Raw genomic sequence first — 14517 nt, 5'->3', positions numbered from 1 at the left:
CGAGCGCGGGCTCGCGCGACCGAGGGGGATCGCATGAACGAGTCGAGGGCGGCTGCCAGCTGGCATCCGGATTCGCTGCAGCCGGGTCGGCTGCGCTACTGGGACGGCGTCGCCTGGACCGATCACGTCAGGCCCGCGGAGCCGCCGCAGCCAGCATCCCCGGCGGTGTCGGCGCCGCCCGGGCTCGCCCGCGGCTTCGCCGAGCCCGAGCCCTCGCGCGCCCCGCGCGTCGGCATGATCGTCGCGACCGTGCTGGGGGCGCTCTCGGTGGCGCTGCTCGCCGTCTCCGCCGCGCTGTACATGGCCGACACGCGTGCCGACGACGCGGCCTCGGCCGAGGAGGCCGCGCGCGCCGAGATCCGGGACCAGGAGGCTGCCGAGCGCGACGCGGAACGCGCCGCGGAGGAGGCCGACTCTCGCGCGAAGGCCGACGTCTCCACCCTCGGCAAGGAGATCGCGACGCACCTCGTCGACCATGACGAGCTGCCGACCATCACCGTCGAGGGCGGCGAGTACGTGTTCACCGCGCCCGAGGGCGAGTACGCGCGCGAACCCGTCTCGGAGGGGGTCGAGCTCGTCGAGATCGCGGCCGGCGACCCCGCGTACGCGACGTGGTGCGCGGCCGTCCGTGTCGAGGGCGGAGCCGTGGGCGCCTTCAGGTACAGCGCTCAGGACGGCCTCGCGGAGGGCTCCTGCGGGTAGCCCGTCCGCCGCTCCCCGACGCTCCGCACGGATCCGAAAGCGACACGCCGGCGACGAGCCCCCGGAGGGGCCGTGTCACCGGCGTGTCGGCGCGGATCTCGTGCGGAGTGTCCGCCTTGAAGCGGCGGGTCAGGCCTTCGCGACCCGCACGGACTGCTCGCCCTCGGAGACGTGGGTCTCGACCGCGAGCACCTCGCCCTCGATGAGCGCACGATGCGCGGCGATGGCCTCGAGCCGCTCCGCCGGCACGGTGAGCGTGAGCACGATGCGGTCGGAGACGTTGAGGCCGGCGCTCTTGCGCTCGTCCTGGATCGCGCGGATGAGGTCGCGGGCGAAGCCCTCGGCCTCGAGCTCGGGTGTGATCTCGGTGTCGATGAGCACGAAGCCGCCGTTCGGCAGGACCGAGGCCGCCGACCCGCTGTCCTCTCCCCCGCCGATCACCGTCGCGAGCTCGTACTCGCCCTCGACCAGCGGGATCCCGCCGGACACGACCTGGCCCGAGGCATCGGACCAGTCGCCGGTCTTCGAGCCCTTGATCGCCGCCTGCACGTCCTTGCCGATGCGCGGTCCGGCCGCGCGGGCGTTCACCGTGAGGCGACGCTCGACCGGGTTCGCGGCGGTGAAGGCCTCGACCGTCACCAGCGAGACGCCCTTGACGTTGAGCTCGGACGCGATGAGCGCCGTGTACGCCTCGAGGGAGGCCGGGTCCTCGACCGCGACCTCGAGCGAGGTGAGCGGCTGGCGGACACGGATCTGCTCCTTCTTGCGCAGCGCGTGGGCGCTCGACACGACCTCGCGCACCTGGTCCATGACCGCGCCGAGCGAGTCGTCGGCCCAGGACGCGGGCGCGACCGGGTAGTCCGTGAGGTGCACCGAGCGCTCACCCGTGAGGCCGCGGAAGATCTCCTCCGTCGCGAGCGGCAGCAGCGGCGCGGCCAGCCTGGTCAGCGTCACCAGCACGGTGTAGAGCGTGTCGAACGCGTCCTGGTCCTCGTCCCAGAAGCGGTCGCGCTGCGTGCGGACGTACCAGTTGGTGAGCAGGTCCATGAACTGGCGCAGCGACTCCGACGCGCCGGGCACGTCGAAGGCCTCCATCTGCGCGGTGACCTCGGAGACCAGCTCCGCGGTCTTGGCCAGGACGTACCTGTCCATCACCGGCAGCGACGCGACTTGGCGCTCGTCCACCTCGACGCCGAGGACGCCCTCGCCGCCCTTGGCGGCGCCGGCGTACAGCGTGAAGAAGTAGTACGTCGACCACAGCGGCAGCAGCACCTGGCGGACGCCCTCGCGGATGCCCTCCTCCGTGACGATGAGGTTGCCGCCGCGCAGGATGGGCGAGGACATGAGGAACCAGCGCATCGCGTCGGAGCCGTCGCGGTGGAACACCTCGTTGACGTCCGGGTAGTTGCGCAGAGACTTGGACATCTTGCGGCCGTCCGAGCCGAGGACGATGCCGTGCGAGACGCACGTCTTGAAGGCCGGGCGGTCGAACAGGGCCGTCGCGAGGACGTGCATGACGTAGAACCAGCCGCGGGTCTGGCCGATGTACTCGACGATGAAGTCCGCCGGGTTGTGCCCGTCGAACCACTCGCGGTTCTCGAACGGGTAGTGCACCTGGGCGAACGGCATCGAGCCCGAGTCGAACCACACGTCGAAGACGTCGCTGATGCGGCGCATCGTCGCCTTCCCCGACGGGTCGTCGGGGTTGGGGCGCGTGAGGTCGTCGATGAAGGGACGATGCAGGTTGGGCTCGCCCTTCTCATCCAGCGGGAGCCGGCCGAAGTCGCGCTCGAGCTCCTCGAGCGAGCCGTACACGTCCGTGCGCGGGAAGGCAGGGTCGTCCGAGACCCACACGGGGATCGGCGTGCCGAAGTAACGGTTGCGGCTGATCGACCAGTCGCGCGCGCCTTCGATCCACTTGCCGAACTGGCCGTGCTTGATGTGCTCCGGGACCCACGTGATGTCCTCGTTGAGCTCGACCATGCGGTCGCGGAACTCAGTCACGCGCACGAACCACGAGCCCACCGCGCGGTAGATCAGCGGGTTGCGGCAGCGCCAGCAGTGCGGGTAGCTGTGGTCGTAGGTCTCGTGGCGCAGGACGATGCCCGCCTCCTTGAGGTCCTTGATGACCGCGGGGTTGGCGTCGAACACCTGGAGGCCCTCGTACTCGGGGATCTCCGCCGTGAAGCGGCCCTTCGAGTCGATCGGGATGACCGGCTCGATGCCGGCCTCCTGGCAGACGTTCATGTCCTCCTCACCGAAGGCCGGCGCGAGGTGGACGATGCCGGTGCCGTCCTCGGTGGTGACGTAGTCGGCGACCAGGATGCGGTGCGCGTTCTCGCGGCCCGCGAAGTGCGGGAACGGCGGCGCGTACTCGAGGCCCGCGAGCTGTGCGCCCGTGAGCGTCGCGAGCGTCTCGAAGCCCTCGCCCAGCTCGCGGCCGTAGTAGCCGAGCCGGCTGACGGCGAGCACCATCGCCTTGCCCGCGAACGCGCCCTCGGTCGGGCGCACCACGGCGTACTCGATCTCGGGGCCCACGGCCGCGGCGAGGTTGCTGGGCAGCGTCCACGGCGTGGTGGTCCACACGGTGACCGAGGCGCCCGTCAGGGCTGCCTTCGCGTCGGCGTTCAGGGACGATGCGGCGATCGAGGCCTCGGTCAGCGGCAGGAAGATCGCGAGCGTGGGGTCCTGGCGCATCGCGTAGACGTCGTCGTCCATGCGCAGCTCGTGGTTGGACAGCGGGGTCTCGTCGCGCCAGCAGTACGGCAGCACGCGGAAGCCCTCGTACGCGAGGCCCTTGTCGTAGAGCTCCTTGAACGCCCAGATGACGGACTCCATGAAGGTGACGTCGAGCGTCTTGTAGTCGTTCTCGAAGTCCACCCAGCGGGCCTGGCGGGTGACGTACTGCTCCCACTCCTTGGTGTACTTCAGCACCGACTGCTGGCACGCGTCGTTGAACGCCGCGATGCCCATCTCCTCGATCTCGGACTTGTCCGTGATGCCGAGGATCCGCTCGGCCTCGAGCTCCGCGGGCAGGCCGTGCGTGTCCCAGCCGAAGCGTCGCTCGACGCGCTTGCCGCGCATCGTCTCGAAGCGGGGCACCACGTCCTTGGCGTAGCCGGTGAGCAGGTGGCCGTAGTGGGGAAGGCCGTTGGCGAAGGGCGGGCCGTCGTAGAAGACGAACTCGTTGTTGCCGTCCTCGGTGCGCGCGGGACGGTTGTCGATCGACGCCTGGAACGTCTTGTCCGCCTCCCAGTACGCGAGCACGTCCGTCTCGATCGACGGGAAGTGCGGCGACGGCGGCACCTCGACGTGGGAGCCGGGCTCGGAGCTGCGGTGAAGGGGGTAGCGCGCGGTCATGCGTTCCTCTTGGTGGTCCAGGCGATCTTCTGTGATGCGAGGACGCCCCGTCCCGAGGGACGATGCGCGGTACCACCCCGCTTGCGGCCGCCCCGGGTGGTGCGGTCGCCGCTCGACTTCGCTGTGACGGGCTGCCCGTGCGGTTCTACTGAGGCGCGAGGCCCGTTCTTCCGCAAGCTCTCCGGTGATGGCCGGGTCGACGCTTTGCGTCCCAGCGTACCGGAGGCCGATGCGGGACCCCGCGCGCGCCGCCTCGGACGAGCGCACACTGAAGCCGAGCGGCGCTTCGCGCGTCGGGCGCCGCACGTCCCCCTCAGGCGCGCGGGAGGAACCATGTTCAACGACAGCACGGCGTTCGGGAGCTTCTCCACCGACTCCGTGGCGAAGGCGCGGGACTTCTACGGCGGGACGCTCGGGCTCGAGGTCGAGTTCCGGGACGACGAAGGCATGGGGCCGATGCTCCGCATCCTTCACCCCGGCGGCGGCTCGACGCTCGTGTACGAGAAGGAGGACCACGTCCCCGCGACTCACACCGTGCTCAACTTCGCGACCGACGACTTCGAGTCGGCCGTCGAGGAGCTCCGTGGCAAGGGCGTGCGGTTCGAACGGCTGCCGTGGACCGACGAGGACGGGATCGCGCGCGACGTCGACGGGATGATGCCGTCGATCGCGTGGTTCAAGGACCCGGGCGAGAACTGGGTCGCGGTGATGGAGAGCGACGGGGGCGACTGACGCGACGCCCGCGCGCGGGTAGCGTCGCAGGCATGACGGATCTCACCGCGCTCGCCGACGAGTACTACGCCTACGCCATGTCGCTCAGCCCTCTGGACCTCATGTGGGACGGGCGGCTCGAGCATCTGGCCGAATGGAACGACGTCTCCGTCGAGGGGCGCGCCCGCGCGCACGAGCGCCTCACGGCGTTCGCCGCGGCCGCCGAGGCGATCGACCCCGGCGACGACCTCCAGGCCCTCGCCCTGCGCGACACCATCGCGTCGCACGCGCGCTCGACCGCGCTCCACCTCGCATGGGAGCCCGAGCTGCTCCACCTCAACCCCACGATGGGCGCGTGGGAGAACATCCTGTCGTTCATCGACGCGTTCCCCCTGCGGACCGCCTCGCACGGGGACGACTACCTCACCAAGCTCCGTCACCTCCCCCGCTTCCTCGACGATCTCCTCGACGTGGCCGAGGACGCGGCGGATCAGGGCCGCGTCGCGCTCGAGAGGCATCTGCTCGACACGGCGCGCTCGGCCGAGCGCTACCTCCACGCCGCCCACGGCGGCGACGACAGGCTCTGCACCCAGGCTCCCCCCACCGACGTGGACGAGGCGGCGCAGGCCGAGTGGCGGCGCGAACGGGACAGCGTGGTCACCGAGGCCGTGCATGCGGGCGTCGCGCGCTTCGTCGACCGCCTGCGCCGCCTCGCCGAGCGGGGGCTTCCCGACGAGCGGCCCGGCCTGGTGCACCTCGCCGGCGGCGCCGCGGTCTACCGCGACCGCATGTGGTCGCACCTGCAGCTCGACATCACGCCGGAGGAGGTGCACGCGCTCGGTCTCGCCCAGGTCGCCTCCCTCGAGGACGAGTACCGCGCGGTGGCCGGGCCCCTGCTCGGCACGGACGACATCGCCGAGATCTACGCCCGGCTGCGCGACGACGAGTCGCTGCGCTACACGCGCGCCGAGGACATCGTGCGGGACGCCGAGGCGGCGCTCGCGCGTGCCGAGGCCGCCTCGCCCGCCTGGTTCTCGACGATGCCCCGCGCACGCTGCCTGGGCCACGCCACCGACTTCGGCGCGATGGCGTACTACTCGGCGCCCGTGCCCTCGACCGGCAAGGAGGGCGACTTCTACTTCAAGACCGCCGACCCGCATGCGTGGGCGACCTACGAGCTCGAGGCGATCGCGTACCACGAGGCGATCCCCGGGCATCACCTCCAGTTCGCGCTCCACGCCGAGAACGAGGCGCTTCACGTGGTGCAACGCGAGCTGTTCAGCACCGCGTACGCCGAGGGCTGGGGCCTCTACACCGAGCGGCTCGCCGATGAGATGGGGCTGTACTCGTCCGAGCTGTCGCGCGTGGGCATGCTGAGCGCGGACTCGCTGCGCGCGTGCCGCCTGGTGGTCGACACCGGCATCCATGCGCTCGGGTGGACCCGCGAAGAGGCGATCCAGTACTGCCTGGCGCATTCGCCGCTCGACCGCTTCCACATCGAGCAGGAGGTGGACCGCTACATCGGGATGCCCGGCCAGGCGCTCGCGTACATGGTCGGCAGGCTCGAGATCCTCGCGATCCGGGCGGAGGCCGAGTCGCGACCCGGCTTCGACATCCGCGACTTCCACGCCGCCGTGCTCGGCTACGGCGCGGTGCCGCTCACCACCCTGCGCAGGCTCGTGCTCGGCTGACGGCGCCCCCGCCCGGGCCTTACCCCCGGGGGCAACCAGACGCTACGCATCGTGTCAACTTTTACATCGTGGAGAAGCCTGCCTAACCTGGGTCGATCATGTCGTCCCGCTCCCGCATCGTCGCGCTCGCGTGCGCGCTCCCGCTCGCCCTGGCCGCATGCTCCACGGGGGCCGCGGACGACTCGGCGCCGAGCCCCTCGCGCATCGTCTCCGGCACCGGCGGCGCCGCCTCGGCCGAGCCGGCACCCGTGCCGACCGAGATCGGCGGGCCGGTCACGGCCACGGTGCTCACGGACGAGGTGGTCGCGACCGGGCTCACCACGCCGTCCGCCCTGGTGACGATGCCCGACGGCTCGCTGCTGGTCAGCGAGCGGACCACCGGGACCGTGAAGCGGATCCGGGCGGGCGTCGCGACGCCGCTCAACGGTCCCGGCGCCGAGGCGCTGCGGGCCGCGACCGTCGCCGACGGCACGGGAGGCCTGCTCGGGCTCGAGGTCCTGCCCGGCGACCGGACCTACGTCTACGCGTACGTCACCCGCGCCCACGACAACGCGGTGCTGCGCATGGAGCTGCACGACGAGCTGCTGAGCCAGCCCATCGTCATCGTCGACGGGATCCCGTCCGGTGAGGAGTCCAACGGCGGCCGCCTCGCCTTCGGTCCCGACGGGTACCTGTACATCGGCACGGGCGACGCCGGACGGCCCGCGCTCGCCGCGAAGAAGGGCTCGCTGGCCGGCAAGATCCTGCGCGTGGTGGCCGACGGCGGCGAGGACGACGGCCGGAAGGCCCCGGACAACCCGTTCGGCTCCCGCGTCTGGTCGCTGGGCCACCACGACGTCGAGGGCCTCGCGTGGGTCGGCGACGGACGGCTCTACGCGAGCGACCGCGGCGCGACGTCGGACGAGCTCGACCTCATCGTGGCGGGGGGCGACTACGGCTGGCCCGACGCGGACGGGCTCGCGGGGATGCCCGCGGGCACCGAGCTCGGTGCCACGGTCCAGGGCGTCACCGCGCCGGTCGCGGTGTGGGACCCGGCCGAGGCGACGCCCGGCGGCATCGCGGCGACGCACGAGGGCGTCTACGTGTCCGCGGTCGCCGGCGACCGCGTCTGGCGTGTCCCGCTCACCGCCGACGGGACCAGCGAGCCTCACGTGCTCCTCGACGGGATCGGTCACGTCCGCAGCGTCGCCGCCGGTCTCGACGGGATGCTCTACGTGATGACGGGCAACACCGAGGACGGCGAGGCGCCGCAGGGCGACGACCGCATCCTGCGCATCACCGTCGGCTGACGGGCGGCGCTCCTCAGATCGGGTCGGGCAGCAGCCCGGCGAAGTCGAGCGCTCCCCCGCTGTCGCGCGGCACCGGCGTGGCCGCGACGATGGCGGCGCGCGGGATCGGACCGTACAGGTGCGGGAACGCATCGTCCATGTCAGGCGCCTGCTCGAACTCCACGCGCGCCGTCACCTTGGCGGGATCGACCTCGAGCAGCACCACGTCGTGGTCCGCGTAGAACGCTCGCGCGACGCCCTCGACCTGCCGCGCGAGGCTGAGGTGGATGAAGCCCTCCTCGGCGAGGCTGCGGCCGAGCGTGGACGTCGTGTAGTCCGCGGTCGATGCGGGATCCCACTCGGCGGCGACGGCGAGGTGGTAGAGATGCGGAATCTCGAGCATGTGCTCATCGTGGCACCGGGCTCGTGCCGTGTCACCTGGTCTGCGAGCCGTTCAGCCGGCGAGGGGCCCCTCGACGAGCCGCGTCCGGGGATGCGTGATGCTCAGCGGGATGGGAGTGGAGTCGGTGGTGAGGGTGGCGTCGAAGGCCGTCCAAGCGCCGTCGCCGATGCGGTAGTGGCCGGTCCAGGTGGTGTGGAGCGTGATCGTCGCGGCGCTGGCGGCGCGGGTGTAGGCGTGGCTGATGGTGTGATCCGGGTAGGGGGCGCCGGGATCGGTCGTCGTGGTGGTGTCGCCGTCGCCCCAGTCCCACACGTAGGTGGTGGGCGTGGCGCGGATGGTGACGGCGGCGCCGAGCAGGATGGCGCCGTGGGTCAAGGGTTCCGCGGACGTGTAGGCGACGGTCGGCAGGGTGGCGACCACGGTGCCGGTGCCGGGCTGGATGCTCACCGGCGGGGCTTCGATGTGGAGCTGGGTCCACTCGTGGCGGATGAGGGCGAGCAGGTCGGACTCGCTGGGGCAGGCGATGCCGGTCTCCATGGTCCAGGCGCTCCAGGTGCCGTCGGCCTGGAGCGTGCGGGACCACAGCGGCAGGAGCGGGTCCATGCCGTCCGGGCAGGTGGCGGAGTCGCCGGCGGTGGTGCTGCAGGCACCCTCCGACTCGAGGGGCGACCCGTTGGTGCACTCGGCCATGCGCAGATACTCGACCACCGGGGCGGTTGCTGCCTGGCTCGCACCCGCCTGCCCGCCTTGCGCGCTCTTGGCTTCACCATCGACGCGTAGCCGGTCGCTCTCCTCGTTGGCGGTGTCGCCGAATACTGGATCCAGTGTCGGCGGCAGAGCACTTATGGCAAGACTGGCGGCGAGGACCATCACAGCACGTATTCTCACGATTCGGGCGCCAGTTCAGAGGCTACGCCGACCACCATCCAATGCTCGTCGACGAGTTCTAGCGCGAACTCAAAGTGCGTCCGAGAGGCGCTTGCGGACTCAGACTCGATGCCTTCTTCGGACTTGAGGTATGCCGACGCGCGGTGCACCTCAATTGAGTAGTAGGCGGAGGTCGGTGAGGTCAGCGACCCATCTTGGGTGTTCCTGATCACTTCTATCTCACCACCCCGAGCGGTCCAGCCCTCGTCGCGGACGCGCTCCGCGTTCTCGAGCGCGCTCGCGCAGTACTCGCATCCCTCGGCCGACAGCGCCTCCCAGATGCGGGTGTCGCCGGTGTGGAACATGGGCGCGTACTGCTCGAGGAAGAACTCCGCCGTCGCCATCGCTCCGCGCACGTCCGGGATCAGAGCGCGCTCGGGCAGCAGCGCGATGAGCTCCTCGTCGGTGAGCGCCTCGAGCTCAGCAGACGGGCTGGGCGTCGGCGTCGGGGAGGTGGCCTCCGCAACCGTCCCGGCAACTGACGGCGTCTCGGAGACGATCGGCCCGGGCTCGCCGAAGCACCCCGACAGCAGCAGCACGCCTGCCGCCGCAGCCAGCCCCCCGATCCGCATGAAACAGACCGTATCGGTCAAACCGCCCTGGCAGAAGACCTGATCGCGCATCTGGGGATCGTGAGCCCCGGATCTTGTTCATCGCCATCAACATGTGCGAATCGTGTGGTCAGCCAGAGGCGGGACGGCTCAATGGGTGCGGATCGTGCCGTGTGCGCTCAGCACCAAGGCGCGAGCAACACGATCCGCACGTGTTGACCCCACAACCGGCACGGGAGCAACACAATCCACACATGTTGTCGCGATGGCGGTGAGACCGCCGCAGGCTCAGCCCTGACGGCGCTTGCCCAGCCCGGGAAGGAACTTGCCGGTCCGAGCCGCGTACGCGCCGTAGCCCGGGTAGGCCTCGACCAGGTACCGCTCCTCGAGCCTGGTCTTGACCTCGAAGAAGGCAACGAGCACCACGGCGCTCACGAGCGTCCACAGACGGCCCGACCCGATCGCGAGCCCCAGGGCGATCGCGATGATCCCCGAGTACATCGGGTGCCGTACGTACCCGTAGATGCCGCCGGCGGCCAGGCCCTCGCCGTTCGGCATGGGCATCGGTGTGAGCGCGCGGCCCAGGTCCTTGCCCGACCAGAACATGCCGAGCAGCCCCAGCAGGATCAGCGTGGTGCCCGCCCACAGCGAGCCCTCGATCCACGGCTCCGTGAGGAAGGCCGTGGTGCCGACCGCGAGGAAGATGAGGCCCTGCAACCCGACGAGCACCAGCCCCATGAACGTTCCCTTCCGTGGCGGTGACATCGCGTCAGGTTACCTGGCGCCTCCGCGCTCGACGCGCGGCTCGCGCGCCTCCGCCGAAGGTGAGACCTCGGGCTGATGCGACTCGATCCACGCGTCCACGGTCTCCCACCACTCGAAGAGCCAGGCCTCGCGGGCCTCCCGCCCCGCGGGGACGTCCGCCGGATCCGCGCTCCAGCCCTTGAGGACGATGCGCTTGTCGACCGGCAGCTCCCGCCACACGTCGGCCACGGTGGAGAGCCGCTCGAGCCCGGTGTGCCCCACCACGACGACCACCGCGTCGGGCCGCGCGTCCATCGCCGCGAGCACTCCCCCGGCGTGCGGCGGCATCACGTGCGGCATCGCCTCGGCCCGCTCGGCGAGCTCCACGTGCCCCGCCTCGCGCAGCGCGGCGATCCGCTTGGCCCGCCGGCCGGGCGTCACGTTCGCCCCCTCGGGGAAGATCAGCAGCGCGCCGGTCTCCCCCAGCTCGCCCGCGAGCGCGGCGATCGCCTCGGTGCCGCCGGGCGCTCCCACCGCACGATGCCGGCGCGGGGTGAGGAACTGCGACGGGATCCGGTGAAGCAGGATGTCGATCGCCGGGTCCCACTGCAGCGTGTCCTTGAGCACGATCGCGGGCGCACGCCCGAACGTGTTGAGCAGCGCGTCGACGATGATGAACGAGTCCCCCGGCCCCGCGTGGCGGCTCACCACGATGAGCGGGTGGCCCCGCCCGATCGCGTCGAGGTCGGCGTCCTCGAGGTCCACCTCGAGCCGCAGCGTCCACCGCGCCTGCGAGAACAGGAACCGCAGCATCGTCCTCGCGAGCGCGAGGTGGCGGCGCTGGGACGCCTCCGTGCCCAGCCGCGTCCCAAAGCCCTGCCAGACCCACAGCCCGGCGAGCGCGACCACGCACGCGGCGTCCCACAGGAGGTAGAAGCCCGCCAGCCAGACGATGCGGGTGACCCGCATGCGACCGGGCAGCGCGAAGCTCACCACGGCCGCCACGACCACCACGTACCAGACCGCGATCGGCAGCCATACGAACGCGAGCAGCACGAGCGCGGGCGCGAGCACGACGCGCCTCACCCAGCGGGGAGGCAGGCGCCACCACCGCACGCGCCGCGGCGAGCGCCGAGCCTCGCCGCCGTCCGCGCTCACCCGCGCGCCTCGAGTCCGGCGAGGTACTCGGCCGTCGCGGCACGGGCCGCCTCGATCCGCGCATGCGTGCGGTCCAGCCGCCGGTACGCGCCCAGCCGCTCGTCGCCGGGCTGATGCCCGCCGTACGGGAGGATGTGCAGCGCGACCTCGGCCGGGACGTCGGCGCGCTCGCGCTGGAAGCGATGCCGGCGTGCGATCTCGAACGCGACGCGGGCCACGTCGGTCGGGCGCCGGGGCGGGTGCAGCGGCTCCTCGATGCGGCCCACCTGGAGCACGTAGATGGTGGTCGCGCCGCGCTTGACGGCCTCGCCCAGCGGGATCGAGTTGACCATCCCGCCGTCGATGAAGTGCTCGTCGCCGATGCGCATGGGCGGCAGCGCCGCCGGGACCGAGGCGCTCGCCAGGACGGCATCGACCACGGGGCCCGTGTCGAACCAGTGCTCGGAGGCCCGCTCGATGCTCGCCGCGCACACCGCGAGCGGCACCGTGAGGTCCTCGAACTGCGTGTCTGCGCCGAGCATGTTCGCGATGAGCCCGCGCAGCGCGTCGGGGTCGTTGAGGTGCGTGCGCGACTGCGCGAGGCGGCGGAGCTGGCGCGCCACGGACTCGCCGTACACGGCGTTCGCGGTGGGCGACGCCCAGGCGTGCTCGAGCCGCTCGACCACGCCGAGCGTCGGGTCCTGCGCGACGGCGGCGCCGTTGATCGCCCCGATCGAGGTGCCGACCACCAGCTCGGGGACGATGTCCGCCTCCAGCAGCGCGCGCAGCATCCCGACCTCGGTGGCGCCGCGCACGCCCCCACCACCCAGCACGAATGCGACGGTCATGGTGCCAGCCTAGGTTGCAGGGAGGACACCTCGCCCACCCATCCCCTCGCATCGTCGCCCCGAACGCAGGTCATGATCACACTCGTGCTCGTCGGACTGATCTCCGGCATCATCACCGCCATCAGCCCCTGCGTGCTGCCCGTCCTGCCCGCGATCCTCACCAGCGCGATCCAGGACGGTGGCCGCAACCGCCGCCGGCCGCTCGTGGTGGTCGCCGGCCTGGTCACCAGCTTCGCGGTATTCACGCTGCTCGGCGGCATCCTGCTGTCGAGCCTGGGCCTTCCGGACGACCTGCTGCGGTGGACCGGGATCGCGGTCCTCGCGATCGTGGGAGTCGGCCTCATGATCCCGAAGGTGGGCGAGCTGCTCCAGCGGCCGTTCGAGCGTGTGCGCCCGGTACAGATGGACCGCGGCGGCAACGGCTACGTCATGGGACTCGCGCTCGGGCTCGTGTTCGTGCCGTGCGCCGGACCGATCCTCGCGTCCATCACGGTGCTCGCGGCCACCAACGGCGTGAGCTGGGGCCTGGTCGCGCTGACGCTCGCGTTCAGCGCGGGCATCGCGATCCCGCTGCTCGGCTTCGGCTTCGCGGGGCAGGCGATCTTCTCGCGGATCACGCTGGTGCGCGAGCGGCTCCAGCTCATCCGCGCGATCTCCGGTGCGGTGCTGGTCGCGACCGCGCTGGTCATCGCGACCAACGTCGCCGAGCCCCTCCAGCGCCTGGTGCCCGAGCAGCTCGCGAGCATCCAGAACCAGATCGAGGACTCCGACACGGTGCGCGACGAGCTCGACTCGCTGACCGGACGCGAGGCGGTCGACACGGCCGCGACGGGTGACGCGCTCAGCTTCGACGAGTGCGAGGCCAACACCGCGGTGCTCCAGAACTGCGGCCCCGCCCGCGACCTGCCCGGCATCGACGCGTGGCTCAACACGGACGACGGCCAGGCGCTCGACCTCGCGGACCTCGAGGGCCAGGTGGTCCTGGTCGACTTCTGGACCTACAGCTGCATCAACTGCCAGCGCACCTTCCCGTACCTCACCGCATGGGACGAGCGCTACCGCGACCAGGGGCTCACCATCATCGGCGTCCACACGCCGGAGTTCGCCTTCGAGAAGGTGGTGGACAACGTCGCCGACGCGACGGACCGCTACGGCATCGACTACCCCGTCGCGATCGACAACGAGTACCAGACCTGGCGCGAGTGGGACCAGCGCTTCTGGCCCGCGCACTACCTCATCGACCAGACCGGCACGGTCCGCCAGGTCCACTACGGCGAGGGCGCCTACGCCGAGACCGAGGAGCTCATCCAGCAGCTGCTCGACGCCGCGCCGCAGGACGTGGTCGACATGGACACAGGAGGCCACACGACCGACCGCACGCAGGAGACCTACCTGGGCTACGGGCGCCTCCAGTACGCGGACAACGGCGGCCAGGTGGTGCACGACGAGCCGGTCGCGTACGGCCACGACGCGTTCCCTCAGCCCGACCACTTCGCGTACGTGGGCGAATGGACCGTCACGGACGAGTACGCGCTCGCCGGCGAGGGCGCGATGCTCATGCTCAACTTCTACGCCTCGGACGCCCACCTGGTGATGGCGGGCGAGGGCGAGGTGCGCGTGACGCTCCTGAACGACGACTCGTACGAGCGGACCGTCGAGGTCGACGGCACCGCGGACCTCTACGACCTGTGGGAGGGCGATCCGCACGAGGACGTCATGATCCTCGAGTTCACCCCCGGGGTCGAGGCCTACGCCTTCACGTTCGGGTGAGCCGCGACCCATCCGGTCGCCGCACCGCCTCGAACATCCAGCGTCGGGCCCCCACCCGGGGAGGTCCGCGACAGGGAGGAATCATGTACCGAATGCGCACCCTGGCCGTCCCGGCCCTCATCCTGCTCGCGGGCGGCACGCTCGCGGCATGCGGGGACACCGAGCCCGCGTCGACGTCCTCGGACGACACGATGATGGAGGAGACGATGCACCCGGACACCATGGAGTCCGAGGACACGATGATGGAGGACGACTCCACGATGGAGCCGGAGGAGTCGATGTCGGAGGACGACACCATGATGGAGGAGGACGACGAGATGATGTCGGAGTCGCCGGACGCCATGGAGTCCGAGGACGCCATGATGGAGGACGAGGGCTGACGCCCCGGTGAAGGACGATGCGGAG

Annotated in this window: 13 protein-coding genes; 6 read left to right on the top strand and 7 right to left on the bottom strand. The window is 71.2% G+C overall.

The features are described from left to right. The first annotated feature begins 33 nt into the window (after window positions 1-33). Window positions 34-702, top strand: a complete 669-nt coding sequence (locus AOM06_RS00395; RefSeq protein WP_062301154.1) for a DUF2510 domain-containing protein — start codon at window positions 34-36, stop codon at window positions 700-702. Between the two features lie 129 nt (window positions 703-831). Here the strand turns inward: AOM06_RS00395 and ileS are convergent, their stop codons facing one another. Continuing rightward, complete coding sequence (gene ileS / locus AOM06_RS00390; protein ID WP_062301152.1) at window positions 832-4062, bottom strand: isoleucine--tRNA ligase; 3231 nt, start codon at window positions 4060-4062, stop codon at window positions 832-834. 333 nt (window positions 4063-4395) lie between these two features. Between ileS and AOM06_RS00385 the strand changes: the two genes are divergently transcribed. The 3 genes from AOM06_RS00385 to AOM06_RS00375 all read left to right on the top strand — a co-directional run bounded on the left by AOM06_RS00385 (window position 4396) and on the right by AOM06_RS00375 (window position 7753). Next, window positions 4396-4794, top strand: a complete 399-nt coding sequence (locus tag AOM06_RS00385; protein ID WP_062301151.1) for a VOC family protein — start codon at window positions 4396-4398, stop codon at window positions 4792-4794. A 32-nt stretch (window positions 4795-4826) separates the two neighbouring features. After that, window positions 4827-6464, top strand: coding sequence for a DUF885 domain-containing protein (locus AOM06_RS00380; RefSeq protein ID WP_062301149.1), 1638 nt, complete (start codon window positions 4827-4829; stop codon window positions 6462-6464). 98 nt (window positions 6465-6562) lie between these two features. After that, window positions 6563-7753: a PQQ-dependent sugar dehydrogenase gene (locus tag AOM06_RS00375; RefSeq protein ID WP_062301147.1), complete on the top strand. Its 1191-nt coding sequence runs from the start codon at window positions 6563-6565 to the stop codon at window positions 7751-7753. A 13-nt stretch (window positions 7754-7766) separates the two neighbouring features. Here AOM06_RS00375 and AOM06_RS00370 read toward each other — a convergent pair whose 3' ends face one another. The 6 genes from AOM06_RS00370 to AOM06_RS00345 all read right to left on the bottom strand — a co-directional run bounded on the left by AOM06_RS00370 (window position 7767) and on the right by AOM06_RS00345 (window position 12342). Further along, window positions 7767-8135 (bottom strand): DUF952 domain-containing protein, encoded by a 369-nt coding sequence (locus tag AOM06_RS00370; protein WP_062301145.1) that lies wholly within the window; start codon window positions 8133-8135, stop codon window positions 7767-7769. Between the two features lie 51 nt (window positions 8136-8186). Next, complete coding sequence (locus AOM06_RS00365; RefSeq protein WP_062301143.1) at window positions 8187-8825, bottom strand: hypothetical protein; 639 nt, start codon at window positions 8823-8825, stop codon at window positions 8187-8189. A 194-nt stretch (window positions 8826-9019) separates the two neighbouring features. Continuing rightward, window positions 9020-9685 carry a DUF6318 family protein gene (locus AOM06_RS00360; RefSeq protein WP_062301140.1) on the bottom strand — a complete coding sequence of 222 codons (666 nt, stop codon included), beginning with the start codon at window positions 9683-9685 and terminating at the stop codon, window positions 9020-9022. Window positions 9686-9901: 216 nt separating this feature from the next. Next, window positions 9902-10378 (bottom strand): methyltransferase family protein, encoded by a 477-nt coding sequence (locus AOM06_RS00355; protein ID WP_082105155.1) that lies wholly within the window; start codon window positions 10376-10378, stop codon window positions 9902-9904. Between the two features lie 9 nt (window positions 10379-10387). After that, a complete protein-coding gene (locus tag AOM06_RS00350) occupies window positions 10388-11515 on the bottom strand; it encodes a 1-acyl-sn-glycerol-3-phosphate acyltransferase (RefSeq protein WP_228372797.1) in 1128 nt (375 codons plus the stop codon). After that, window positions 11512-12342, bottom strand: a complete 831-nt coding sequence (locus tag AOM06_RS00345; protein ID WP_062301137.1) for a patatin-like phospholipase family protein — start codon at window positions 12340-12342, stop codon at window positions 11512-11514. Before AOM06_RS00345 ends, AOM06_RS00350 begins: the two co-directional genes overlap by 4 nt. Window positions 12343-12426: 84 nt before the next feature. Between AOM06_RS00345 and AOM06_RS00340 the strand changes: the two genes are divergently transcribed. Together AOM06_RS00340 and AOM06_RS00335 are read left to right on the top strand one after the other, a co-directional pair. Further along, window positions 12427-14112 (top strand): cytochrome c biogenesis protein DipZ, encoded by a 1686-nt coding sequence (locus AOM06_RS00340; protein ID WP_169747698.1) that lies wholly within the window; start codon window positions 12427-12429, stop codon window positions 14110-14112. An 83-nt stretch (window positions 14113-14195) separates the two neighbouring features. Then, entirely contained in the window at window positions 14196-14492 is a 297-nt protein-coding gene (locus tag AOM06_RS00335; RefSeq protein WP_062301132.1) for a hypothetical protein, read from the top strand. Window positions 14493-14517 lie beyond the last annotated feature (25 nt).

Origin of the sequence: Demequina subtropica (assembly GCF_000971235.1) — a bacterium.
GTDB classification, from domain to species: Bacteria; Actinomycetota; Actinomycetes; order Actinomycetales; family Demequinaceae; genus Demequina; species Demequina subtropica.
Note: the sequence above shows the minus strand (reverse complement) of the source record. Positions and strands in the feature narration are given on the sequence as shown.

Excerpts from the sequence above, each read along its gene's own strand:
- AOM06_RS00395 (WP_062301154.1), top strand. The coding sequence starts at position 34 with ATGAACGAGTCGAGGGCGGCTGCCAGCTGGCATCCGGATTCGCTGCAG.
- ileS (WP_062301152.1), bottom strand. The coding sequence starts at position 4,062 with ATGACCGCGCGCTACCCCCTTCACCGCAGCTCCGAGCCCGGCTCCCAC.
- AOM06_RS00385 (WP_062301151.1), top strand. The coding sequence starts at position 4,396 with ATGTTCAACGACAGCACGGCGTTCGGGAGCTTCTCCACCGACTCCGTG.
- AOM06_RS00380 (WP_062301149.1), top strand. The coding sequence starts at position 4,827 with ATGACGGATCTCACCGCGCTCGCCGACGAGTACTACGCCTACGCCATG.
- AOM06_RS00375 (WP_062301147.1), top strand. The coding sequence starts at position 6,563 with ATGTCGTCCCGCTCCCGCATCGTCGCGCTCGCGTGCGCGCTCCCGCTC.
- AOM06_RS00370 (WP_062301145.1), bottom strand. The coding sequence starts at position 8,135 with ATGCTCGAGATTCCGCATCTCTACCACCTCGCCGTCGCCGCCGAGTGG.
- AOM06_RS00365 (WP_062301143.1), bottom strand. The coding sequence starts at position 8,825 with ATGGCCGAGTGCACCAACGGGTCGCCCCTCGAGTCGGAGGGTGCCTGC.
- AOM06_RS00360 (WP_062301140.1), bottom strand. The coding sequence starts at position 9,685 with ATGCGCGATCAGGTCTTCTGCCAGGGCGGTTTGACCGATACGGTCTGT.
- AOM06_RS00355 (WP_082105155.1), bottom strand. The coding sequence starts at position 10,378 with ATGTCACCGCCACGGAAGGGAACGTTCATGGGGCTGGTGCTCGTCGGG.
- AOM06_RS00345 (WP_062301137.1), bottom strand. The coding sequence starts at position 12,342 with ATGACCGTCGCATTCGTGCTGGGTGGTGGGGGCGTGCGCGGCGCCACC.
- AOM06_RS00335 (WP_062301132.1), top strand. The coding sequence starts at position 14,196 with ATGTACCGAATGCGCACCCTGGCCGTCCCGGCCCTCATCCTGCTCGCG.